24 protein-coding genes are annotated in these 21,327 nt (G+C 63.6%); 8 read left to right on the top strand and 16 right to left on the bottom strand.

Annotation, left to right across the window (positions count from 1 at the left end; all coding sequences use genetic code 11):
* Window positions 1-61: 61 nt before the first annotated feature.
* The 4 genes from AOA14_RS07365 to AOA14_RS07350 all read right to left on the bottom strand — a co-directional run bounded on the left by AOA14_RS07365 (window position 62) and on the right by AOA14_RS07350 (window position 3,284).
* Window positions 62-862, bottom strand: coding sequence for a universal stress protein (locus AOA14_RS07365; protein ID WP_062901315.1), 801 nt, complete (start codon window positions 860-862; stop codon window positions 62-64).
* Between the two features lie 282 nt (window positions 863-1,144).
* Entirely contained in the window at window positions 1,145-1,546 is a 402-nt protein-coding gene (locus tag AOA14_RS07360) for a response regulator (protein ID WP_082820036.1), read from the bottom strand.
* Window positions 1,547-1,688: 142 nt separating this feature from the next.
* Window positions 1,689-2,495, bottom strand: a complete 807-nt coding sequence (locus tag AOA14_RS07355) for a universal stress protein (protein WP_062901314.1) — start codon at window positions 2,493-2,495, stop codon at window positions 1,689-1,691.
* A gap of 132 nt (window positions 2,496-2,627) precedes the next feature.
* Window positions 2,628-3,284: a BON domain-containing protein gene (locus AOA14_RS07350; protein ID WP_238929749.1), complete on the bottom strand. Its 657-nt coding sequence runs from the start codon at window positions 3,282-3,284 to the stop codon at window positions 2,628-2,630.
* 494 nt (window positions 3,285-3,778) lie between these two features.
* Here AOA14_RS07350 and AOA14_RS07345 point away from each other — a divergent pair, with 494 nt between their 5' ends.
* A complete protein-coding gene (locus AOA14_RS07345; protein WP_062901313.1) occupies window positions 3,779-4,273 on the top strand; it encodes an Hsp20/alpha crystallin family protein in 495 nt (164 codons plus the stop codon).
* Window positions 4,274-4,523: 250 nt separating this feature from the next.
* On the opposite strand, the gene AOA14_RS07340 is transcribed toward AOA14_RS07345, so the two are convergent.
* Together AOA14_RS07340 and AOA14_RS07335 are read right to left on the bottom strand one after the other, a co-directional pair.
* A complete protein-coding gene (locus AOA14_RS07340) occupies window positions 4,524-5,489 on the bottom strand; it encodes a L,D-transpeptidase family protein (RefSeq protein ID WP_062901312.1) in 966 nt (321 codons plus the stop codon).
* 40 nt (window positions 5,490-5,529) lie between these two features.
* Window positions 5,530-6,222 (bottom strand): Crp/Fnr family transcriptional regulator, encoded by a 693-nt coding sequence (locus tag AOA14_RS07335; protein ID WP_062901311.1) that lies wholly within the window; start codon window positions 6,220-6,222, stop codon window positions 5,530-5,532.
* A 249-nt stretch (window positions 6,223-6,471) separates the two neighbouring features.
* Here AOA14_RS07335 and AOA14_RS07330 point away from each other — a divergent pair, with 249 nt between their 5' ends.
* From AOA14_RS07330 to AOA14_RS07320, 3 genes are all read left to right on the top strand, one after another.
* Window positions 6,472-8,019: an MBL fold metallo-hydrolase RNA specificity domain-containing protein gene (locus AOA14_RS07330; RefSeq protein ID WP_409372293.1), complete on the top strand. Its 1,548-nt coding sequence runs from the start codon at window positions 6,472-6,474 to the stop codon at window positions 8,017-8,019.
* A gap of 260 nt (window positions 8,020-8,279) precedes the next feature.
* Window positions 8,280-9,572: an MgtC/SapB family protein gene (locus tag AOA14_RS07325; RefSeq protein WP_062901309.1), complete on the top strand. Its 1,293-nt coding sequence runs from the start codon at window positions 8,280-8,282 to the stop codon at window positions 9,570-9,572.
* A 206-nt stretch (window positions 9,573-9,778) separates the two neighbouring features.
* Complete coding sequence (locus tag AOA14_RS07320) at window positions 9,779-11,035, top strand: NRAMP family divalent metal transporter (protein ID WP_238929748.1); 1,257 nt, start codon at window positions 9,779-9,781, stop codon at window positions 11,033-11,035.
* 33 nt (window positions 11,036-11,068) lie between these two features.
* Here AOA14_RS07320 and AOA14_RS07315 read toward each other — a convergent pair whose 3' ends face one another.
* From AOA14_RS07315 to AOA14_RS07305, 3 genes are all read right to left on the bottom strand, one after another.
* Window positions 11,069-11,314 (bottom strand): response regulator transcription factor, encoded by a 246-nt coding sequence (locus tag AOA14_RS07315; protein WP_062901308.1) that lies wholly within the window; start codon window positions 11,312-11,314, stop codon window positions 11,069-11,071.
* 76 nt (window positions 11,315-11,390) lie between these two features.
* Entirely contained in the window at window positions 11,391-12,005 is a 615-nt protein-coding gene (locus AOA14_RS07310; RefSeq protein ID WP_062901307.1) for a response regulator transcription factor, read from the bottom strand.
* On the bottom strand, window positions 11,995-13,542 hold the full coding sequence (locus AOA14_RS07305; protein ID WP_062903054.1) for a PAS domain-containing sensor histidine kinase: 1,548 nt from the start codon (window positions 13,540-13,542) through the stop codon (window positions 11,995-11,997). The genes AOA14_RS07310 and AOA14_RS07305 overlap by 11 nt, the downstream gene beginning before the upstream one ends.
* 15 nt (window positions 13,543-13,557) lie before the next feature.
* Between AOA14_RS07305 and AOA14_RS20115 the strand changes: the two genes are divergently transcribed.
* The gene (locus AOA14_RS20115) at window positions 13,558-13,851 is read left to right on the top strand and encodes a hypothetical protein (RefSeq protein ID WP_238929747.1); all 294 of its coding nucleotides are present in this window, start codon (window positions 13,558-13,560) and stop codon (window positions 13,849-13,851) included.
* 258 nt (window positions 13,852-14,109) lie between these two features.
* On the opposite strand, the gene AOA14_RS07300 is transcribed toward AOA14_RS20115, so the two are convergent.
* The 3 genes from AOA14_RS07300 to AOA14_RS19705 all read right to left on the bottom strand — a co-directional run bounded on the left by AOA14_RS07300 (window position 14,110) and on the right by AOA14_RS19705 (window position 15,574).
* Entirely contained in the window at window positions 14,110-14,595 is a 486-nt protein-coding gene (locus AOA14_RS07300) for a hypothetical protein (RefSeq protein WP_062901306.1), read from the bottom strand.
* 235 nt (window positions 14,596-14,830) lie between these two features.
* Window positions 14,831-15,424 carry a CC0125/CC1285 family lipoprotein gene (locus tag AOA14_RS07295; RefSeq protein WP_062901305.1) on the bottom strand — a complete coding sequence of 198 codons (594 nt, stop codon included), beginning with the start codon at window positions 15,422-15,424 and terminating at the stop codon, window positions 14,831-14,833.
* 12 nt (window positions 15,425-15,436) lie between these two features.
* Window positions 15,437-15,574 (bottom strand): hypothetical protein, encoded by a 138-nt coding sequence (locus AOA14_RS19705; RefSeq protein WP_202988427.1) that lies wholly within the window; start codon window positions 15,572-15,574, stop codon window positions 15,437-15,439.
* A gap of 219 nt (window positions 15,575-15,793) precedes the next feature.
* On the opposite strand from AOA14_RS19705, the gene AOA14_RS19700 reads away from it, so the two are divergent.
* Together AOA14_RS19700 and AOA14_RS07290 are read left to right on the top strand one after the other, a co-directional pair.
* On the top strand, window positions 15,794-16,078 hold the full coding sequence (locus AOA14_RS19700) for a hypothetical protein (protein WP_202988426.1): 285 nt from the start codon (window positions 15,794-15,796) through the stop codon (window positions 16,076-16,078).
* Window positions 16,075-16,659 carry an NAD(P)H-dependent oxidoreductase gene (locus AOA14_RS07290; protein ID WP_062901304.1) on the top strand — a complete coding sequence of 195 codons (585 nt, stop codon included), beginning with the start codon at window positions 16,075-16,077 and terminating at the stop codon, window positions 16,657-16,659. Before AOA14_RS19700 ends, AOA14_RS07290 begins: the two co-directional genes overlap by 4 nt.
* A 189-nt stretch (window positions 16,660-16,848) precedes the next feature.
* Here the strand turns inward: AOA14_RS07290 and AOA14_RS07285 are convergent, their stop codons facing one another.
* The 4 genes from AOA14_RS07285 to AOA14_RS07270 all read right to left on the bottom strand — a co-directional run bounded on the left by AOA14_RS07285 (window position 16,849) and on the right by AOA14_RS07270 (window position 20,281).
* Entirely contained in the window at window positions 16,849-17,487 is a 639-nt protein-coding gene (locus AOA14_RS07285; RefSeq protein ID WP_062901303.1) for a hypothetical protein, read from the bottom strand.
* A gap of 189 nt (window positions 17,488-17,676) precedes the next feature.
* The gene (locus tag AOA14_RS07280) at window positions 17,677-18,339 is read right to left on the bottom strand and encodes a phosphoribosyltransferase (protein WP_062901302.1); all 663 of its coding nucleotides are present in this window, start codon (window positions 18,337-18,339) and stop codon (window positions 17,677-17,679) included.
* Entirely contained in the window at window positions 18,336-18,995 is a 660-nt protein-coding gene (locus tag AOA14_RS07275) for a dienelactone hydrolase family protein (protein ID WP_062901301.1), read from the bottom strand. The genes AOA14_RS07280 and AOA14_RS07275 overlap by 4 nt, the downstream gene beginning before the upstream one ends.
* A complete protein-coding gene (locus AOA14_RS07270) occupies window positions 18,992-20,281 on the bottom strand; it encodes an erythromycin esterase family protein (protein ID WP_238929746.1) in 1,290 nt (429 codons plus the stop codon). The genes AOA14_RS07275 and AOA14_RS07270 overlap by 4 nt, the downstream gene beginning before the upstream one ends.
* Window positions 20,282-20,590: 309 nt before the next feature.
* On the opposite strand from AOA14_RS07270, the gene AOA14_RS07265 reads away from it, so the two are divergent.
* Window positions 20,591-21,226 (top strand): GntR family transcriptional regulator, encoded by a 636-nt coding sequence (locus tag AOA14_RS07265; protein ID WP_202988425.1) that lies wholly within the window; start codon window positions 20,591-20,593, stop codon window positions 21,224-21,226.
* The last annotated feature ends 101 nt before the right edge of the window (window positions 21,227-21,327 follow it).

Here is a 21,327-nt window from a genome sequence, read left to right as displayed (position 1 = left end):
AGCGCTGACAAGACGATCGGTCTGGGACGGGGCGGGGTTGGCCGGGTCGGCTTTCTCCGGACTAATGACATAATATCAGCGGCACGGGACTTGTCTTGAGAAGGCTCCGCGTCACACCGCCGAAAGTCTCGCGCCAGGCTCCGCGGCCAAAGGCGCCCATCACGACATAGTCGGCGTGCCATCTTTCGCACTCGGCGTTGATGAGCGACGCAAGCTTCGAACTGCCGTCGCGGATGCGCCGGATTTCGGCTTGCAGGCCGTATTGCGCGAGATACGCCATTGCCTCTTCGGCCGGAACATCTCCACCCGCTATATCTCCCACGGTGAACAGCTCTATCTGTTTGGCCAGCGCGAGGAGCGGAACAGTGGCGCGAAGCGCCGCGGCCGCAGACGACCGCCCATCCCACGCGACCAGCGCGCGATCGAACTCGAAACGCTCCTGCGCCGGCGGGACCGCGACGATCGGAGCGCATTGATGTTCGAGAAGCTTGGTGATGATCGCCGGCATGTCTGGAACCCCGTGCTCGTCGAGCGTGCGGTTGAGAATAACGAGGTCGGCAAGCCTTGCCGCCGCGATCGCGCAATTCGCGATATCGCCCTGCACCTCTGTCCAGCTCCAAGCGACATCTTCCCGCGAAAGCCGGTCCCGAACCGCGACCCCGTTCGCTTCGTCGCCGTCGGTTCCTACGGCCAGCATCGATGTTTCGCCGAGGCCGACATATAATTCGCTCGCTATGGTCGTGCGCGGCGTCACTTCGATGCAATTAAGATGGGCATCCAGCGCACGCGCGATGCAAAGCGCAGCCTCAAGCCGCGCATCCTGGCCTTCATCCTCATGGACCAGCAGCAGTATGGATTTCATGATAATCTCCGGTCAATGCCGGCGATGGTGGGGCTGATGGGAGAGGAGCGCTATCAGCAATGCTACGGACTCGCGCCTTGCCCAGACAATATCTGTTCTCGCGCGAGATTCCGCAGTACGTCGAAACGCGAAATCGAGAGACTTGTCCGGCCTTGCGAGCGTCAATGCAAGATCCGGACCGGATGCGCCGTGGCGGCACGGGATCGCCCGACGCTCGCCGCCAAACAGGCATTTTAGCGCCCTCGGTTGGCCGAAGGAGAGAGAACTCGGTTGCCTCCGCCGTTAGCGCCTACCGCCAGGGACCAGCCGGCCCACCGCATCGACAAGGGCATGTTCGCGAAGGGGTTTGTCGAAGATCTCATCGAAACCCGAGGACTTCGCTCGGCCGGACAATTCGAGCGAGTGGTAGGCGGAGATGAGGATAGCCGGACCAGTCCAGCCGCTGCCGCGCATCGATTCCAGCAATGCGATGCCGTCACCATCCTCCAGTAGATAGTCGGCGACGAGGCAGGCGGGTGGTTGCTCGGCGGCATAGGCGAGCGCTTGCGCCATGGTCGGGAAAGCCACTGCGAGAAAGCCGCGGCCCGTCAAGAGCAACAAAAGCGATCGCCGCGTGGCTGGATCGTCCTCGACAATCAAAACACACCGGTCACTTAGACTGTCATGAAGCGTTGGATCGGTCATGATCGGCGATTCTGGCAAAAGTCGAGCTGGCGCATCGAGCATTGGAAATTGCTCATGCAGCCCAAGGCGAGCAAGGTGAACTTGCCGCGCCGCCAAGGTGGAGCGGAGTTCATTGCCGAGCCCCTCGATGTCCTGCGGCCGATCAGTGGGCGAGGAAAAGCGGCAACTTGCTGTCACTTAACATCCGTTTGGTTACGCCTCCGAAGGTCTCGCGCAGTCGGCCGCGACCGTATGCGCCCATCACGATATAGTCTGCACACCATGCATCGCTCTCCTTGGCGATCGAAGCATTGGCCCGGCTTTCTGACGGTTCGGCGATCTTTACCGCGGCGTGAATCCCGTGGCGTGACAGATATGTCGCCGCCTTTTCGGGTTCGCTCCGCAAATCCTCGTCATCCTCTTCCCCCGCCATGAAGATTTCAACGTCGCTAGCGAGCGCAAGAAGCGGCACGGCGGCGCGCAGCGCCGCGGCTGCCGAGCGCCCGCCGTCCCACGCCACGAGCGCGCGGTCGAAAGCGAAGCGTTCGAAGGCCTCGGGGACCGCGAGGACCGCAGCCTTGGTGCGTTCGACGATGCGGCTCGTGATGTCGCGCATGTTCGGGAGCGGATAGCCTTCGAGGGCGCGATTGAGGATGATGAGATCGGCGAGGTCGGCGGCATCGAGGACCGAGGTTGCCATTTCGCCCATGGTGTCGGCCCAGCTCCAGCTGACATCCTCGTGCGAAAGGCGGGCGGTCAGCGCCGCCTTGTTTTTTGCCTCGCTGTCGCGCTCGTCGAACAGGACGACGCTTTCGCTATACCCCATGACCGTATTGCCGGCGACGACCGGATAAGGGGTGACATCGATGCAGGCGAGATGGCCGTCGAGCGCGCGCGTAATGTCAAGCGCCGCCTGCAGTCGTGCTTCCTGGCCAGCGTCATGATGCACCAGCAACAGAATATTTTTCATGAGCCATCTCCTTCGGGTTGGTTCCGACATTAAGAGGCGCAGGCATCACCCGATATGCGCAATGATACGGATAGAAAGCGGCCGCTCCGCGAGCGGAGCGGCCGCAAAGGGCCCGCTGGGGCCAGAGGCTCGTCAAGCGATCGAGAGAAAATCCACGACCTTTGTCACGCCCGGGGCCGACCATGCGGCGCGCTCGGCGATGCTGCGTTCGTTCCAGGCGTGGACCTTTCCGCTGAGCTTGACCGTGCCGCCGTCGGTGGTGACAGTGACCGCGGCGGCGTCAAGATCGGCCTGCCGTTTGAACGCCGACACGATGCGGCTCTTGACGTCGGCGGGCGCGGGCAGCGGTTTGACCTCGATCAGGTTGGTCACTCCGACGACGCCCGAAATCCTGGCGGCCGCCTTGCGCGCCTCCATGCTCTGGAAATACCAGTCGACCGTCCCGCTGAGCGTGACCCAGCCATGCTCGACCTTCACCTTCACCTTGTCGTCCGGGATCGAAGCCGTCCACGCGATCATGTCGACAATCCGCCTGGCGATTTCATGGTCCGCAATTTTGCTGTCGGAGGCGAGGCGCACCTTGATTTCCTCTGCGATCGCCTTGACGCCGGTGATGCGGCGAACGGCTTTCTCGGCCGCGAGCTTTTCGGCGAAGCTCTTGACATAGCCCGAGAGGGTCACGACCCCATCGTTCACCGCGACGCCGATGTCGGCATGGTCGACAGCGGGCTCCCATTCGAGTTCGGCCAGAACGTCATGCTGCAATTGGCTGTCAGTTTTCTTCATCATTCGTTTCCTTTGCATCGCGAAAGGGTGGGGGCGCACCTTGGGGGAGCAACAGCGCCGCGAGGAGCCGGGGTCGCAATCGCCTCCCCGCGGCGCTCGTCCCTGTCGACAGCCGCCCCGATCCGAAATCGGATGCGCGGCTGTATCCAGAGATCAGCTTGGCAAAGTCGCATGCGAGCATGCCCCGAAGACCCGCATCAAATTTGATTGATGCGCTCCCTCCCCAAGCCTGAGCTCGGCGATTCTCGAGACCCGCCGCATGCGCCTTTCCAAGTAGCTGCCAATCTGATCGTCCGGGCAGACGGGACCAATTCGCAATAGTCCGTAAGGGTTCGAACTCGCGACGCCGACGTCGCTCCCTACGTAGCTTCCCCGATTCAGCCTGCCGCTGCGGCCGCGGTATCCCACAGGCGGCACTTCGGTGGCACGTCGCTGAGTGCGCGACCGCGCGGGCAATGCGTGCGGCGAATCCAAAGCTTTGCTTCAGGAGAGTTTTCATGAACGAAATGAGCACCGCCCCTGCGGAGAAAAGCACCGCGCCGACACCGGTCCCCGCGGAATTTGGTGCCCTCGACTGGTTTCGAGCCGAAGTCGACCGGTTCATCGACGAAATGGGCAAACCGGGCCGCAGCCTTCTGAGTTTCGTCCCCCGCTTCGTGATCCCCAAGCCCGCGATCGAGCTGACCGACGCCGGCGACATCTATCGGCTCTCGGCCGAACTTCCGGGACTCACCGAGAAGGACGTCAAGATCGAAATCGCCGACGGAATCTTGACGATCTCCGCCGAGAAGCGCGAATCGACGAAACGCCAGGAGGAAGGCTGCCTTATCAATGAGCGCCGGCACGGCCATTTCGAGCGCCAGATTTCGCTGCCGGTCGATGTCGACGAGGCCAAGGTCAAGGCGAGGTTCAAGCACGGTTTGCTGACGCTGGAAATCGGAAAGGACGCGGGCGCCCGAAAGCCCGTCCGCAAGATCAAGATCGAGAACTGATAATGGCGGTTGTCGGCGGATTGCGTCCGTCGGCAACCGCTCAGCGTCGGCCCCGGACACCCGCAACCTTGGCAACTGAGGAGATCATCTGTGCGAGGAAAAGCGTCCGCCCCCGTTTTGACTGAGGCCGGCCTGCGATTGCGCATCGGCACCAGTCTGTTGTCCCTGATACTCTTGGCCACACTAATGGTCGGGCTGCGCCCGGGGAGCTAGCCTTCTATGATCCGCCGGATCTCCCGCTGCGCGCCGGTCAATCTGGCGGGGTAGAGTCTGCGTCGTCCTCGATACGAAAAGGGAGGGCGCCCGCGGCGCCGCTGCGAAGCGAGTCGGTGGTAATGACCACATTCGCGCCGGGTTGGAGAAGCGGCCCGACCAGGTCGCGAAACGCCTTGTCCACGTGGATTCGTCCAGCAAAGCTCTCGTCGCTCGACGCCGCGAGGGGGTCGGGCAAATGGACGCGGATCCAGCCGCCATCCGGAGCCGTGCCGCCTTGCCGCACGAATACCGTGGTTGCAGCTACCGGCCCGTCGATCCGTACCGGCGCCGAACCGATGGCAATCCCGCTGCGAAGAACAACGACACGCTGGTCGGCCGAGCTGATCACAACCGAAACGGGGCCTGAGGCGGCCCGCTCTGGATGCCAGTCGAACGCCCCATGCGGGCTATCGCCATCATCCCATGCGAGGCCGCCGGCGGGTGCAATGCGCGGTACGGCCGCCTCCTCGGTCACGATGACGGTCATCCCGAGGCGCGTCACGCCGTAAAGCAGACGGGCAAATTCATGCGGCAGGCGGATGCAGCCGTGCGACGCCGGATAGCCGGGCAGCGTCCCCCCATGCAGCGCCACCCCACCCCAGGTCAGGCGCTGCATGTAAGGCATGGGGGCGTTGTCGTAGAGGCTCGAATAATGCTCGACCTTGCGCTCGAGAATGGTGAAGACGCCGGTTGGGGTGCGATGACTGGGCCGCCCCGTCGAAACCGTCGTGATCGCGATCGGGATGCCGTTGCGATAAAGAATGGCGCGCTGCGTGGCGATGCTGACGATGAGCAGCAGCGGCCCGTGCGGCGCAACCTCGGGCGCCCAGAGATATTCGCCAGGCTTGAGGGCCTGTGCGGCGCTCAGGACCGATGCGCCGCGGACGGGCTCCTGGGCGATCGACGCCATGGGCAGCAGCGCGCCGCCGACCAGTATTGCCACCCGGAAGGCGCGCTTCATCTCGGTCTCGCGATGTCGCGGCGCGGAGGGGGGGGGTGCCTCATCCCGCTATGAGCGCCATGGCTCGCCGATCGCGGATCACGACTTCGCGGCGCGAGGGGAGATCGAGCAGGCCATTGGCCCGCATTCGCGTCAACTGCCGGGACGTCGTCTCGATCGTCAGTCCCAATATGTCGGCGATCTGCTGGCGACCGAACGGCAGCTCGAACGCTGTCCGCGATCGCGCTGGCTCACCGTCCTCCACGGGCAGGCGTTCGGCCATTTGCAGCAGGAAGGAGGCGACTTTTTCGGTAGCCGATTTGCGGCCGAGCAGCATCATCCAGTAGCGCGCACGGTCGAGCTCGTCGAGGGTGCGGCGCAAGAGCTTGTGCTGAAGATGCGGATGCGCTTCGGCGAAGGCGTCGAAGCTGCTGCGATTGTAGATGCAAAGTTCGGAGTCGCTCATCGCGGTGACGCGGTAAGGGCTTTCCTTTCCGAACGGCCGGCCGATGAAATCGGAAGCAAAGACGATCCCGACGATCTGTTCGCGCCCGTCGGTAGCGGCGACGACCAGCTTGAGAACGCCGCGCAGCACATTCGCGATCAACGGAGCGTCGTCGCCCTCCCACAACAGCGTGTGCCCCGCCTTTACGCGCTGGCGGCGTCCCATGCGGCCCAGCTCGGCGAGTTCCGCGCTATCGAGGCTCGCACATATCGCGCGGCCACGCACCGTGCAGGACGAACAGTCGCTCATCGAACGGGCCGGCGATTGGTGGAGACATGCGTCATCTCCTGGCTTCTAGGCAAGTTGATCGGCAGTGTGAGTCAGGAACAGTACGTATTAGGAATAGAGGGCGCCCGGGTCATTTTGGCGGCGCGGGAATGTCCTTCCCGATGGTTCCACGTCCGCGCCGCAAGGGGCGGCGCACCGGTGCGGAGCAATATGGGCAACGAAGTTTCAGTTACATTTCATGGCGCCGCGGGCACGGTCACCGGGTCGTGCATGGAATATTCCCACGACGGCAAGCGCTTGCTCGTCGATTGCGGGCTGTTCCAGGGTTCGCGCACGCTCGAAACCCTCAACCGCAGTCCGTTCGCCTTTTCGGCGAAGCAGGTCGATGCGGTCATTCTCACTCACGCTCACATCGATCATAGCGGGCTGCTGCCACGGCTCGTCGCCGAGGGATTCGACGGCGATATCTGGTGCACCGCGCCGACATCGGATCTGCTCCAATTCATGCTCGCCGATGGCGGACGCATTCAGGAAAGCGATGCGGCGCGGCGCAACCGACGCCGCGATCGGGCAGGTCAGCCGCCTTTCGAGCCGCTCTACACCGAAGAGGACGGGCTGGCGGCGTGGCGCCAAAGCAGGGCCGTCGCGCTTGAACAATGGTTCGAACCGATACCGGGATTTCGGGCGCGGCTGTGGAACGCGGGGCATATTCTGGGTTCGGCTTCGGTCGAGCTAGAGGTCGCCGGCGTCCATATTCTGTGCTCCGGCGACCTTGGTCCCGAACACAAGGCTTTCCATCCCGACCCGCAGAGTCCCGCGGGCTTCGATCATGTGATTTGCGAGGCGACCTATGGTGACCGCAAGCGCGATCATCTCACGATCGAGGAGCGGCGCCGCCTGCTGGGCGCCGAAGTCAATGCTGCGCTGCGCCGCGGCGGCAATCTCGTGATTCCCGTTTTCGCGCTCGAACGGACGCAGGAACTGCTGCTCGACCTTGCCGCCCTCATTGCCAGCAACAGCATACCGGCCACCGAGATATTCATCGACTCGCCGCTTGCGAGCCGCGCGACGGGGGTCTTCGCCAAATACGCCGAAGCGTTGGAAGATCTCGATGGCGCCGTCTTCAACCATCCTGCCTTTCATTTCGTCGAAGATGTGAACGCCTCGATCCGCCTCAACAGCGTTTCGGGCGCGATCATCCTGGCCGCGTCGGGCATGTGCGAGGGCGGGCGGATCCGTCACCATCTCAAGCATAATCTCGCCCGGCGCGACTCGACGATCCTGTTCGTCGGCTACCAGGCCGACGGGTCGCTTGGACGGATCATCCTCGACGGTGCGACCCGCGTCCGCCTTTCGGGCGAAGACATTGCGGTGCGCGCGGAGATTCGCCGCATCGACAGCTATTCGGCGCACGCCGATCAGGACGACCTGCTCGCCTGGCTCGGCGCGCGCCAGCCGATCGCGGGCAGCCTCTTTCTGTCGCATGGCGAAGCTCCCGCGATCGAAGCGCTTCGACGCTTGGCGCAGTCGCGCGACTATGCGGCGACGATCGTCGCCCCTGCGATGGGAGAAACCTATCGTCTCTCCGCGGGCGGGCCAGCCAAGCGAACGAAAACCGGTGACCCGGCGCTGCAAGCGGCGATCGGACGCGACTGGCAAAATAGCTACGCCGACTTCGTGACGAATCTCAAAGCGGAACTGGCCCAGATCGAAGACGCCGCGACACGCGCGAGAGCGGTCACGGCGATGCGCGAGGTGCTGATCCGCTATCAGCAGGCACGCGCTGTTCGAAAGGGCGGAGACGATCGATGGTCATAAGGGGAATTGCGTAGCGACGTGCGCGCGGTTTCGCCGCATCAACGAGCGAGCGCGCCGTTCGGCGGACGGCGTCAGCGGCGGCATTTCGGAACGCGTTGATCGAAGAGCAAGGATGATGAGCGACGTCGGCAACGATCTGCCCGCCCTGTTTCGGAGGGACGTCGCGCATTTGCACCCGCGAGGCCGATCATTGACGGATCACAGCTGGCCGGGAAGTCGAGGGCCGGTCCATAGGCTCGCTATTGCGTCAGGAGGCCTGAATGTCAGCGCCAGGGACGATTTTGGCTACGCCGGACCAATGGTCCATCCTGGCCAGGCTCGGAATAGCGCTCGGGCTGGGACTGCTTATCGGTATCCAGCGCGGCTGGACACTTCGTCACGCGGCTGAAGGCAGTCGCTTCGCCGGAATCCGGACCTTCGGGCTCCTAGGGCTGGCGGGGGGGCTTGCCGGCGTTCTGGAATCGGCCAGCCATACGGCGGCGACGACTGTCTTCGCGGCGTCTGCACTACTCGTTCTTTTCGGCTATGCACGAACGCAGCAGCGCCATGGCGGGGTCAGCGGCACTGCGAGCCTGGCTGCGCTGATTGCGCTGGCCTGCGGTCTTCTCGCGACATTGGGCGAGGCGCAAATTGCCGCGATCGTCGCGGTCGGTGCCACGCTCCTTCTGACGCTGCGGCCGCAGCTTCACCACTGGGTCGCAGGCCTGACCGAATCCGAGGTCAGCGCGATCGCCCGCTTCGCGCTGATTGCGCTTGTCATTCTTCCGCTACTTCCGGATCGCTACCTTGGACCCTATGCGGCCTGGAATCCGCGCCAGCTCTGGCTTGTCGTGGTGTTTGTTTCGGGCTTCTCCTTCGCAGGATATATCGCGACCGTGCGGCTTGGTGCGACGCGCGGCACGCTGGCACTGGCTGCGACGGGCGCGATGGTTTCATCGACGGCAGTGACGACGACCTTGGCAACCCGTCTGCGCGATGATCACGAACACGCAGCCACGCTGATTTCTGGCATTGCCGTGGCATCGGCGGTGATGCTCGTGCGCGTCATCTTTCTCGTCGCACTCATCGCGCCCGTCGCGCTGTCTACTCTCGCGCTCGTGATAACCCCCGCCGCGCTGGTCAGTATCGGCGCTGCGGTCTGGGGGTTGTTGGCCGCGCGACGTGCGCCTTCCGCTCCGGCGAGCACCATGGTCTTGCGCAATCCGCTCAATTTCGGTTCGGCGCTTGTGCTGACCGGGCTGGTCATGGCGATGGCGCTGCTCGCGCGGTGGCTGATGACGTGGATCGGCCAGTCCGGTATTGCGATCATATTGGCGGTCTCGGGGATCGCCGACGTCGATGCAGCGATTATCACGATCGGCGGAATGCCCGGCGGCGTGTTCGACGCGCGGACAGCCGGGCTGGTGGTAGCGGCGCCTGTCCTCGCAAACACATTGTTCAAAGCCGCGATCCCCCCCATGCTCTTGCGATCGCGCCTTGGCTGGCTCGCATCGCTACCGCTGCTGGCGAGCGTCGCGGCCGGACTGGTAATGGTGCTCTTCATACTTCGGTAAATCGTCATGGTGAGGCGCCGCCGCCGCTGGCAGGCATCGCGCGATGCCGTCCGCCTCGTGCGCGATCAACAGCGACGCGGGATAAGTAATTTCCCGCATGGGGGAAGCGGAACGGTGCGGCTAACGCGTTTGGACCGCAACAAGACAGGTCGTTGGTCATCAAGGACGATTCTTCGCCTCGCCACTCCGCCAGCGACAATGGCGGCGTGCGCGACTTCCTTCGCGCGCTGGGGCCTGGTCTCATCACCGGGGCGGCCGATGACGACCCCAGCGGGATCGGCACGCACAGTCAGGTCGGGGCCGCCTTCGGCTATGGTCTGGCCTGGACATTTGTTCTCAGCTTTCCGCTCATGGTCGCGATCCAGCAAATCGCTGCCGAAATTGGCCGTGTGACGGGCGCCGGGATCGCCCGAAATCTCCGCCGCCATTATCCGCGCCCGCTGTTGTGGACGATGGTCTCGTTGCTGATCGTCGCCAATATCATCAATCTCGGTGCCGATCTCAGCGCCATGGGCGCCGCGCTCGCGCTTCTGGCAGGGGGAAGCAGCGGGCTTTACACGCTATTGTTCGGCATCCTGTGCATCGTCCTCGAAGTGGGACTGAGCTATCCGCGTTACGCCGCGATCCTCAAATGGTCGACGCTGAGCCTGTTCACCTACGTCGCCGTGCTATTCGTCGCACATGTGCCATGGGGAACGGCACTCAAGTCGCTGGTCGTTCCCGACATCCGCTTCAGCGCCGCCTATGCCACGGCCTTTGTCGCCATTCTCGGTACGACAATCAGCCCCTATCTGTTTTTCTGGCAGGCAGGTCAGGAAATCGAAGAGCAACATCGCCGTCACGCCAAGCCGCTCTGCCTGACACCTTCAACAGCCGGTCCCGAGCTTCGGCGCATCCGGCTCGACACACTCACCGGCATGGGCTTCAGCACGCTCATTTCGCTTGCCATCGTGTTTGCCACCGCTGCCACCCTTCATGCTGGCGGAATTCGCGACATTACAACCTCGTCGCAGGCGGCCGAGGCTTTGCGACCCGTTGCGGGGCAATTTGCCTTTGCAATGTTCGCGCTCGGGATCGTCGGCACGGGCCTGCTCGCGGTGCCCGTGCTGGCCGGCTCGGCAGCCTATGCGGTGACCGAGATGGCTGGACGGACCGGAAGTCTCGATGCCAAGCCGCTGTCCGCCCGGCTCTTCTACGGCACGATCGCCGCGACGACACTTGCGGGAGCCTCGCTCAATGCCGTCGGTATCGACCCGGCGCGAGCGCTATACTGGGCCGCCGTCGTAAATGGCCTGCTGGCAGGTCCGCTGATGATCGTGATGATGCTGATCGCGCGCAACAGACGCGCGATGGGCCGACTGACGATCTCGCGAGCGCAGCATTGGGCCGGTTGGGCAGCGACGGCGGTCATGTCCGGCGCTTCGCTGCTGTTCCTGGCATTTGCTGTGGCCCAGGCAGGCTGACGACCGCCGACTTCGGCGCAATCGAAAAGCCCGTCAGGAAGGGTGACGGGTTTCGAGCTTGTTGCGCTGCGGCAGCACGAAGGCGAGCAGCGCGGCGAGAGTCGGCGCGCCCAGTTTTCGCATCACGCGCGCGCGATGGATTTCGACGGTGCGATGACTGATGCCCAGCTCCTGGCCGATCTGCTTGTTGGTCAGTCCCCGCACGAGACCCGCGACCACCTCGCGTTCGCGCTCGGTCAGGTCGCCAAGCGAAGGATGGGGACGCGGCGAGCCTTTCATGTGCGAGTAGCGTTTCTAGCCATGCCTTCTTCTAGAAGCAGAAACCGCGGGCCGCGCTACGTATTGGTCCCTATATTCAGGCGCCCAACCCCGCGGCGAAGGCGAGGCGAAGTGCGTCCGAGAGGCTTCGCACGTCAAGCTTCGCCATCAGATTGGCGCGGTGTACTTCGACCGTTCGCGGCGAGATGCCGAGGTCATAGGCGATCGTCTTGTTCGGCAGGCCTTGCGCGAGCCCGTCGAGCACTTCGCGCTCGCGCGGCGTCAGTACGCCGAGCACGACATTGGCCTCAGACGCTCGCGTCGCCGCGCTGTCGGCCTGCGCCAACCGTTCAAACGCCGCTTCGATCGCCGATATAAGCACGGCCTTTTCGAAGGGCTTCTCGAGGAAGTCGACGGCTCCGGCTTTCATCGCGCGCACCGCAATCGAGACATCGGCATGACCCGTCAGCACGATCACCGGCATGGTGACGCCGCGCTCTCGCAGCGCCCGCTGGACCTCGAGCCCGTCCATTTCGGGCATGCGCACGTCCAGCAGGATACAGCCTTCGGGCACGTGCCGGATTTCCTTCAGGAAGGCGACGCCGGTCGCCCAGGTCTCGACCGCATATCCGGATGTCTTGAGCATGAAGCTTGCGGAACGCCGGATGGCATCCTCATCGTCGACGATATGGACCAGCTTTCTAGTCGTCATCCTGTCCCCCCGTTTTCGCGCTCACCATCGTGAAATGAAATTCCGTGCCGCCTTCTTCCCCCGGCTGCATCCAGATCCGGCCGCCATTGGCTTCGACGATAGTGCGGCAAATGGAGAGCCCAAGCCCCATGCCATCTGTCTTGGTGCTCACGAAGGCGGTGAAAAGCTGTTCGGCGATAGCCGGAGCTACACCGGGACCGGTGTCAGCGACGGTCACGCGGATGAAACCAGGCTGCTCGGGCCGACTCGACACGGTAAGCCGGCGGTGTGGACAGCCGGTCATCGCTTCGACCGCGTTGCGAATAAGGTTGATCAGCACCTGCTGGATCTGAACCTTGTCGACGAGGACCGGCGACGCATAGGGATCAAGGTCGAAAACAGGTTCGACCCCTTTCTCGCGCGCGCCCATCAGCCCAAGGACCGCCGCCTCGTTGATGAGCGCGGGCAATTTCTCGATCGTCTTTTCAACCTCCCCGCGCGCGACGAAATCGCGCAGCCGGCGCACGATATGGCCTGCGCGCAGCGCTTCCTTCGCGGTATCGTCGAGCGCCTCGCGGATCATCGGAAGATCATCGGGCTCGGGCTTCGCGAGCATATCGCGGATCGCCTCGACATAATTTGCGACCGCGGTGAGCGGCTGATTGAGTTCGTGCGCGAGCGTCGAGGCCATGGTTCCCATCGCGCTGATGCGCGAGACATGAATGAGCTCGGACTGCAGGGATTCGAGACGCGCCTCGGTCTTCTGGCGTTCGGTGAGGTCGCGGATGAATCCGGTGAACAAGGGGTGCGCTTCGCTCGCGGCCTCGCCGATCGACAGTTCCATCGGAAAAGTCGACCCGTCCTTTCGCTGCGCGAAAACAACGCGTCCGATGCCGATGATGCGCTTTTCCCCCGTTGCGAGATAACGCGCGATATATCCATCGTGGCGATCGCGGTCGGGCGAAGGCATGAGCGCGCTGACATTGGCCCCGAGCAGTTCGGCTTCGCTGTAGCCGAACAGCCGCTCGGCCGCGGCGCTGAACGACAGGATCTTGCCCTGGTCGTCTATAACGATCATCGCGTCGGGGACCGTCGACAGGATGGAGCGCAAATGGCTTTCCTGCGCGCGCAGCGCGTCCTCGGTGGCGCGGCGGCTCGTGATGTCGGCCAAGGCGACGGCGTAGCATCGCACGCGGCCGTCGGCGCGGCGCAATGTCGACATCGAAATCTGAGCCAGAAATTCGGAACCGTCCTTGCGAACGCGCCAATCCTCGGTTGAAAATTTCGCAACCTGCCTTGCCCGCGCGATATCGCGCGCGGGCGCGCCCGCTTCGATGGCATCGGCCGGGTAGAAGAGCGCAGCATCGCGCCCGATGATTTCATCCGCGTCCCAGCCGAGCAACCGGGCGGCTCCCTGGTTCCAGATCGAAACCTTACCCTCGGCATCAAGCATGTAAATGGCGTGGCCTTGTGCCGCATCGATCAGCAGACTGAGTTCTTCGGCAACGATGGCCGTTTCGGCAGCGCGCTGCGCCGCGCGCCCCTCGCTCGCGGCCATTCGGACGCGCGTCCGATGAAGTCCGCGGCTCAGGAGTACTATCCCGGCTGCGATCAGCACAAAGGCGCTGCCTTCGAGGACGTCGGGGGTATGAATGCCTTGCTGCATTGCAAATCCGACGCCAAAGCCGATGGAGGGAATGATTGCGATCGCGGCCGCCCGCGATCCTACGGCATAGGAAGCGCCGAGAACGGCAAGAGTAAAGAAAAGGAAGGGCGCCCGTCCGCCAAGCCAAGGATTGAGGGCGTAGCGAAACAGCGCGGCAGCGCAAACGATTGCGATAGCGACCGCAACCCGGATCAAAAATGATTTGTGCGCCGTCGACATCACGATTGCCGTCTCCCTCCGGAGGAGCCGCGTCGCCCTGTGGCCGACTATTGCGTACAAGCTTATATCATAGTGACGCCTCTACGGGAAATAGCCAAGTATATCGCGCAAGGCCTGACTGGATCCGGCGGCAGTCCTCCAACGGGATTCCAATCAAGCATCACAGGCGCGGTCAGGGACAGGCCGTCCGCTGAGACGCCCGACAGCCCTTTCATGGAGGCTCGATGGCGCGACGCCTTTCTAACGAGGCCCTATCCCCTGTCCGTACCATTCAGGCACATCGACGGCCAATTCACGCGCGCGCTGCCGAGCTGCAGCGTGAATCTCGTTGCGGATCTGCTGGCGCTCCTGATCGGTCTGTGCCGCCTGCAGGCGGCGCCGGAATTGGGCTCGCTCCTGATCGCTAAGCATCGTCATCATCATATAGCCCGAGCGGTTTCCATTGCCGGTCCCAGCGCCGCCGCCGGCGCCAAGCGGCGCATCGATACCCATCTCGCGCGCGCGCTGCTCGATCGTCTGTCGATGCCGGGCACGAATGCGCTCTCGCTCCTCGGCGGTTGCTGCCGTGCGCATCTCCTCGCGGAACTGCGCGCGCTCGGCGCTTGTCAGCAGGCTGAAGCGCGCGAGCTCGTCGTCGATGGCCTGCGACGCGTTCAGCCGGTCGCGATCCTGGTCCCGGTCGCCGGTTCGATCCTTGTCGCGCAGGCGATCCCGATCGTTGTCCATATCGGTCCGGTCCTAGTCACAGCTTTCTCCCGGCGTGCACAGGCGGTGGCGCGTAAGGTCGAGATCGCCGCCGGGTATCGGCGGTCTGGGTGTATTCGCCCCTGCGCCCGGTCCGCGCTGGGCATGGGCCGCGCCCGGGACCATGCCGAGTAAGGCGACAGCGGCTATCGATGCCGTCCATTGACGGTTCATGATGACTACTCCTTCGTCAATGCTGGAAAGAATGGGCTGGCGCTCAGCTTTTGGGGCGCTCGATCTTTGGCCCCAGCGTTCCGACGACGTCGCGGGCATCGAAGGACTTGCCATTGCCCTCGGGCTTTGGTCCCCGATGCATAACGATTTCGGCCGTCGCCTCGAACTGTTCGACCGTCCGGACGTCGATACGGCTCGCCCAGAAGGGGTCTCCTCCATAAGGATACCAGGAGCGCCAGCCGTAAGGCCGGCCATAATATCGCCATTCGGGCAGCCAATAGGCGTAGGCCGAGCCATACCACGGACGATAAAATGGATCGGGTTCGACGCGGCGTTCCACGCGATGCTCGGTTTCGCGCTGGACGATCGAGAACCAGTCATAACCTTGGGCAAGCGTCAGCTCTGCCGATCGGTACAGCAGATAACCCTCCACCGTATCGCGCGAAGTCAGGTTGTTGCCCTCGAAGGTCACACGATATCTGTCGGACGCCAGTTGGACCTCCGAATATCCGCCTTTGACCTTGCTTGAAGCCGAAGCGGGCTGATAGGGCGTCGTCGTTGCGGCGCAGCCGCCCAGTGCCAACGCCAGCCCCGCCAGAGCGGGGAGAACCAGTGCCGAGAAACGATCATTCGCCATCGCTTGATCCTCTCAGTTCTGGGGGGCGGGCAAGTCCGCCAGCACCCCATATTCGTGGATGTAGTTGACGACCGCCCGGGCGTCGTCGACCACGGTCAGCCCGCTTGCCGTCGCCAGGATCATAACCTTGAAGCCCTTGGAAATGCGCATTGCCGACCCGATCGCAAAACCATCCTGGGCAAGGCGCTATGCGGCTTTTGCATCTCTTGCTTTACGTATTGATCCCAATCGGAGCGGCGGCCCGAAGGCCGGGCTCCGCCTTTCGTTCCCGACGCTTTCCTTCGCGTGCGGATATTTACGGATAGGCGAAGGATGTCGGTACGGCGCATCCCCAAGTGGCGTTCGGCCCCGTCGTGAAAGCTCCCCTCCGTGTCGATCAGAAATTTGCAGCCTCTCCTCCAGCCGCGCAGCCTCGCCCTCATCAGCGCGTTGGGGCGGTCGAATTCTCTCGGCGGCTTCGCGGGGTCATCTGCCGAATATCGCGCCGAAGCGGAACGCATAGGGTCGGTCAAAGCGATCGAGTTCGCCGATCATGACGCTGCGCTGCGCATGGAGCGTGAACCGGGCTTTACCTGCCACGCCGATCCGGATGATCCAACGATCAGGATTCTGCGCCGAACTTTCGAACCGACACCTCTGGGAGCACGGGCATGACCGTCAGACGCATCCTCATTGTTGACGGTCATCCCGACCCCGACCGCGGCCGTTTCGTCCATGCGCTTGCCGATCGCTACGCCGAAGGGGCCGAAGCGGGGGGCCATGCGGTGCGCCGTATCGACATCGCGACGATGGCGATCGATCCGCTGACATCGCGTCACGTGTGGGAGGAGGGTTCGCCGTCGCCCGCGATTGCAGCCGCGCAGGCGGATATTGTCTGGGCCGAGCATATCCTTCTGCTCTACCCGTTGTGGCTGGGCGACATCCCGGCGCTGTTCAAGGCGTTTTTCGAACAGGTCATGCGGCCGGGCTTTGCCTTTCGCTATCGCGAGGGCGGTCTGCCCGAGAAAAAACTGAAGGGCCGAACCGCGCATGTCGTGGTGACGATGGGGATGCCCGCGCTATTGTATCGAACCTTTTATGGCGCCCACAGCCTAAAGAGCCTCGAGCGCAACATATTGAAGTTCGTCGGCATCACGCCGGTGTGCCGCAGTGTCATCGGCAACGTCGAAGGCGACGAGGATATTCGCGCCTTCTGGCTGAAACGCCTGACGGCGAGCGGCCGGGCAGGTCGATAGAGCGTCGCGCCAGATGATAGCGACGGAGCATTGCGTATTCATGGGCGCCAGCGCCGATGCCAGTCCCTGAACGTTGCCGGGGCTTCGGCCAAGGCGGCGAAAGGACCGAGAACATTGGAGACATTGCTCCCGGTTTGCCTATTGGCCGCTGGCGCAGAACGCGGCGGAATCTCGTGTAAAATCTGACCTTTAAGCAGATGGCGGACCCGTATCTGCGTTCTCCTTTTGCGAGACGCTTTCCGCAGCCTCCTCGCGCAGCGCGGCGCGTAAGCCGTCGAGACGGACGCGATAGCCCTCGGCATCGCCATATTCTAGGAAGTCGTAGTAGCGCTGATGCGGGTCGGTTATCCGTACCGCATGCTTGATCGGGCACCAATATTGCTCAGTCCGGCTTGAAATCTCGCGGGCATAGGCGACGACGCCATTGCCATAGCCGCAATAGACGCAGTTGAGCGCCTCGATCCAGTTGAGGTAGGCGAGCCGGCCACGGTCGAGCGCGATATAGTCCGCGCGGCGGACTTTCGGAATACAATAGACCCGAAAGCAGATCGCTTGAAAGATCGTCGCCCATAGATCGAGCAGCGCGAGCGGTACGATCATCGAATAGATGATGGGTGCCGTCATGATCGTTCCGAGCGATGCGCGGCGCACCAGATCGGTTACGCCGATCCGAAAGTGCCGCTGCTGCGCGACAATCCCTTCCTCGAAACGGACCAGCCGCCCCTTGATCGACCAGCCGAGTTCGCGGCGCCGACGCTCGATCTCGCGATCGAGTTCAGTCTGGAGGCGGACGATCTCGCTCGCTAGCTCCCTCATTCGGTTGGTCACGGCCGATCGGCTCCGGCGCGCGCGACCGTCATGTCGTAAGGATGACCTCGAGCGCGCCGGTTTCGGCGGTAGGCCATGATAGACGATCGCTTCATATTGCCGCCTCCATCGGTCGATCCGGGTGAGATGTACGAGGGCTGCCTCCATCGCGTCGCATGCGTGCCTGCGACGCGGTGGGCATGCTCCGCTTCAAGGCACGCCGCTCCGCGCGCTTTCGAGGAGCGCGCGAACTTCAGCATCTCCAGTCTGGCTGAAATCGCGATAGTGGGCACCGACCGCGAAAAAGGGCTCGGGTACGGCGAGAACGACAATCCGGTCGCACATCTTGCGTAGTTCGGAAAATACCGAGGCGGGAGCGACGGGCACCGCGAGCGTAACGGAGCGAGCGCCCGCAGACGCAAGCGCCTTCAGCGCTACCCGTACCGTCCCGCCCGTCGCGATCCCGTCATCGACCAGAATGAGGTTGCGGCCCGCGAGCGGTACCGGCTCGCCGACATGATATGCGGAACGGCGGCGTTCGATCTCGTCGAGCTGGCGCGCCACTTCGCGTTCGATATAGGCCGTATCGGCGCCCGACGCCCGAGCGGCCTGCTCGTCGAGAACCAGTTGCGGCGCCGAGCCATCGACGATCGCACCGATACCATATTCCTCGTGGCCGGGCGCACCGATCTTGCGGGCGATCAGTATATCGAGCGGGGCGTGCAGCCTCCGGGCGATTTCATAGGCTACCGGAACGCCGCCACGCGGGAGCGCGAGGATGACGGGGTCGGCGAGCCCCAGCGGCGCGAGTGTCGCGGCAAGGCGGCGTCCCGCGTCGCGCCGGTTCGCAAAGGGAAGCTCGGTGTCGATCATGCGGGCACTCCTGGAAGAAAGCGGCCGAGCCAACTGACCGCGAGCGCTACAACCAGGTCGAGCGTTCCCGGCTCTTCGAACAAATGGCCCGCGCCCGGGACGATCGCCAGTTCGCGCGGGCATCGCATATGGGAGAGCGCCTCGCGATTGAGATCGATTACGCGATCGTCGCGGCCCCCGACGATCAGCAGCGTCGGTGCCATGACATGCTCAAGCGCCGAGGTGCCCGCAAGATCGGGGCGTCCGCCGCGCGAAACGATCGCAGCGATGCGCGGGTCATTTGCCGCAGCGCGTAGCGCAGCCCCGGCCCCTGTACTCGCTCCGAAATAGGCGGGTCGCAGCATTGCAGTAGCGGGATAATCCTCGCACCAGTCGCACGCCATCCGGAGGCGTCCGGCCAGGAGACCGATGTCGAACACGTTGCGCCGGTCACGTTCTTCGCCGGGGATGAGTAAATCGAGCAGGAGGGTAGCGAAGCCTGCGTCCCGCAATTTCCCGGCGACATGATTATTGCGCGGACTGTATCTTCCGCTGCCGCTCCCGTGGGCGAAAAGCACGATGCCCCGGGCGCCGGGCGGCACGTCGAGGATCGCGCCGAGTCCGAGGCTGCCGATCGTCAACTCGCCCCGGTCCGCGATGATCTGGCGGGCGCTCATAGGCCGAACGGCCAGGTTTCCGGTGCGCCTTGCGGGCGCTCGGCGCCGATCGGCGTGACCGCGCAGCTTTCCTCGAACCAGACATAGGCGTCAAACTGGTCGGCAAGCGCAGCCTTGAAATAATGGCTCGCAAGCTCACTTTGGGGACGGTAGACGACGCCAATCGCCCGTTCGAGGCGCGGCTGCGACAGGACGGAAAGCAGCTCGCCTTTCGATCGCGTTCGCCAATCGAGAAGGCCTCGAGCGACGCCGGTGCCGCGAAAGGCGCCTTCCCAGCTGTCGTCGCGCGCCGGACGCACCTGCATGACCTGCATGGCTGCGCCCCAGTCGGGCGCGGCCGCCACGGTGCCCCTGTCGGTGCCGAAGCCGATGAGCACGCAGCGATCACCATAGGTTTTGCGGACAAGTTCGCCGATGTTGAATTCGCCTTGCCAGCCCATCGCCGTGGCAGCGGCATTGCCGACATGACTGTTGTGCGCCCAGATCACCGCGCGCGCTTCCTTGCGATGCGCCATCAGGGCCTGGAGCGTGTCGAACATGTGCCGATCGCGCAGATTCCAGCTGGCGGAGCCGCCGCGGTACATGGCGCGATAATAAAGTTCGGCGGCTCGCACGATCCGGGCATTCTGTTCGGCATCGAAATAGGCCTCGCCATCGCCGCCAGCAGTGTCCCCTATCAGCGCCATGCGGCGCTGGAGCAGGTCGCCAAGCTGCTTCACAACTGCGGCTTCGCACGGCGCGAGCACGCCTTGCGTCACCGCACGCCCATAATGTTGCGGCTCCGCCTGCCAAGGCGTGAGGCAAGCATAGCGTCGCCGTGCTTCGATAGCGGCCGCGGGAGCATGTGCCTCCAGATAGTCGATGACCGCGTCGATGGATTCGCCAAGGCTGTAGATGTCGAGCCCATGCATTGCGACCCGCTCGGCTTCAGGCAGCGCTGCATTGCGATGACGCAGCCAGTCGGCGAAAATGCGGACATCCTCATTGCGCCACATCCAGGTCGGGAAGCGAACGCGCGTGTCGCCGCTTTGTGGACGCGGTGCGCCATGACGCACATAGCCGTCGAAGCGGGCGATGTCGGGCCAGTCGCCCTCGACCGCCACGATATTGAATCCGTGGTGTTCGATCAGCCGCCGTGTAATTCGCGCGCGCGCAGCATAGAATTCGTGCGTTCCGTGGGTTGCTTCGCCGAGCAGCACGACGCGCGCGTCGCCGAAGCGGTCGAACGCGTCGCCGAAGCCCGGTGCATCGACGTCGGGCAGGATCTCCAAGTTCCTGCGCAGCATCCCGGCGCATTCGCGCATAGTGGGAGCGAGGGCGGAATGTACCGACATGACGCTATCCTATTCAGCGGCCAAGGATGCGCCCATACGTAATTCAACGGTCAGTCCTTGCTCTGCGTTTTCCGCATGTAGAAGCGGAGAATGCGGATTGGACTTGCCCACCACAGGAACCGGACCGGCGCCGAGGCCAGCCGAGCTGCGGACCAGCTGCACGCAGAACGGCTCGGTCCTTATTGACAACTTCTTCGGCTCCTCAGCGCGTCAAATGGGTTTGCCCTTGATCTGGTCGAAGCGATTCGACCACAAGACAATGTGCGCCCATCATTCACGCTCGATCGCGCCAGCGATTCCACATTGCAGGGTCAGATCCGCAAGGGCGTGATCGAATTGATGCGATCGCAAGCCTGGCCCGCAGGGCACAGGCTGCCCTCCTCGCGCACTATGGCTCGGCTATTGGGCGTTTCCCGCAACACGGTAACCATCGCTTATCAGCAGCTCGTGGCAGATGGCCATGTCGTTGCCCGGGAACGCAGCGGGCTGTTCACCTCTGGCGACCTGACCGCCGGGCGTACCGGGTTCGGCGAGGTTACGGGGATTGCCGAACGCGCGACGCCAAACCGCGTGCCCTGGTCCGAACGCCTTCCGCGCCTTCCCGCGCTTCCGGAGCCGCGGCCCGCCAACTGGCAGCACTATCCCTATCCCCTTCTCGACGGCTGCTTCGACGACAGTCTTTTTCCCCTCGGCGATTGGCGAGAGGCAGTGAGCCTGTCGTTGAAACGGCGGCAGGTCGCGTCGTGGTCCGGGATCGCTGACGATGATGCGGCGCTGACCGAAGAGATCCGGACCAAGATATTGCCGCGTCGCGGCATTTACGCGCGCCCGGATGAAATACTGCTGACGCTCGGCATCGGGCGTCGGACGAGAAGGCTCACATTATGGCATCAATGATTATCTCGAGATCAAATATGTCTGCATCGGTGACGTGATCTGATCCGGCAGATAGGTCCGCTTGCGGCGCACGAGCAATGCTGAGCGGGAGGTGATTGCGA

The sequence above is a fragment of the Sphingopyxis terrae subsp. terrae NBRC 15098 genome (genome assembly GCF_001610975.1).
Taxonomy (GTDB): domain Bacteria; phylum Pseudomonadota; class Alphaproteobacteria; order Sphingomonadales; family Sphingomonadaceae; genus Sphingopyxis; species Sphingopyxis terrae_A.
Note: the sequence above shows the minus strand (reverse complement) of the source record. Positions and strands in the feature narration are given on the sequence as shown.

Coding starts and splice junctions, on each gene's coding strand:
- AOA14_RS07365 (WP_062901315.1), bottom strand. CDS start 862: ATGAAATCCATACTGCTGCTGGTCCATGAGGATGAAGGCCAGGATGCG.
- AOA14_RS07360 (WP_082820036.1), bottom strand. CDS start 1,546: ATGACCGATCCAACGCTTCATGACAGTCTAAGTGACCGGTGTGTTTTG.
- AOA14_RS07355 (WP_062901314.1), bottom strand. CDS start 2,495: ATGAAAAATATTCTGTTGCTGGTGCATCATGACGCTGGCCAGGAAGCA.
- AOA14_RS07350 (WP_238929749.1), bottom strand. CDS start 3,284: ATGATGAAGAAAACTGACAGCCAATTGCAGCATGACGTTCTGGCCGAA.
- AOA14_RS07345 (WP_062901313.1), top strand. CDS start 3,779: ATGAACGAAATGAGCACCGCCCCTGCGGAGAAAAGCACCGCGCCGACA.
- AOA14_RS07340 (WP_062901312.1), bottom strand. CDS start 5,489: ATGAAGCGCGCCTTCCGGGTGGCAATACTGGTCGGCGGCGCGCTGCTG.
- AOA14_RS07335 (WP_062901311.1), bottom strand. CDS start 6,222: ATGAGCGACTGTTCGTCCTGCACGGTGCGTGGCCGCGCGATATGTGCG.
- AOA14_RS07330 (WP_409372293.1), top strand. CDS start 6,472: ATGGAATATTCCCACGACGGCAAGCGCTTGCTCGTCGATTGCGGGCTG.
- AOA14_RS07325 (WP_062901309.1), top strand. CDS start 8,280: ATGTCAGCGCCAGGGACGATTTTGGCTACGCCGGACCAATGGTCCATC.
- AOA14_RS07315 (WP_062901308.1), bottom strand. CDS start 11,314: ATGAAAGGCTCGCCGCGTCCCCATCCTTCGCTTGGCGACCTGACCGAG.
- AOA14_RS07310 (WP_062901307.1), bottom strand. CDS start 12,005: ATGACGACTAGAAAGCTGGTCCATATCGTCGACGATGAGGATGCCATC.
- AOA14_RS07305 (WP_062903054.1), bottom strand. CDS start 13,542: ATGGCCGCGAGCGAGGGGCGCGCGGCGCAGCGCGCTGCCGAAACGGCC.
- AOA14_RS20115 (WP_238929747.1), top strand. CDS start 13,558: ATGAAGTCCGCGGCTCAGGAGTACTATCCCGGCTGCGATCAGCACAAA.
- AOA14_RS07300 (WP_062901306.1), bottom strand. CDS start 14,595: ATGGACAACGATCGGGATCGCCTGCGCGACAAGGATCGAACCGGCGAC.
- AOA14_RS07295 (WP_062901305.1), bottom strand. CDS start 15,424: ATGGCGAATGATCGTTTCTCGGCACTGGTTCTCCCCGCTCTGGCGGGG.
- AOA14_RS19705 (WP_202988427.1), bottom strand. CDS start 15,574: ATGCGCATTTCCAAGGGCTTCAAGGTTATGATCCTGGCGACGGCAAGC.
- AOA14_RS07290 (WP_062901304.1), top strand. CDS start 16,075: ATGACCGTCAGACGCATCCTCATTGTTGACGGTCATCCCGACCCCGAC.
- AOA14_RS07280 (WP_062901302.1), bottom strand. CDS start 18,339: ATGATCGACACCGAGCTTCCCTTTGCGAACCGGCGCGACGCGGGACGC.
- AOA14_RS07275 (WP_062901301.1), bottom strand. CDS start 18,995: ATGAGCGCCCGCCAGATCATCGCGGACCGGGGCGAGTTGACGATCGGC.
- AOA14_RS07270 (WP_238929746.1), bottom strand. CDS start 20,281: ATGCTGCGCAGGAACTTGGAGATCCTGCCCGACGTCGATGCACCGGGC.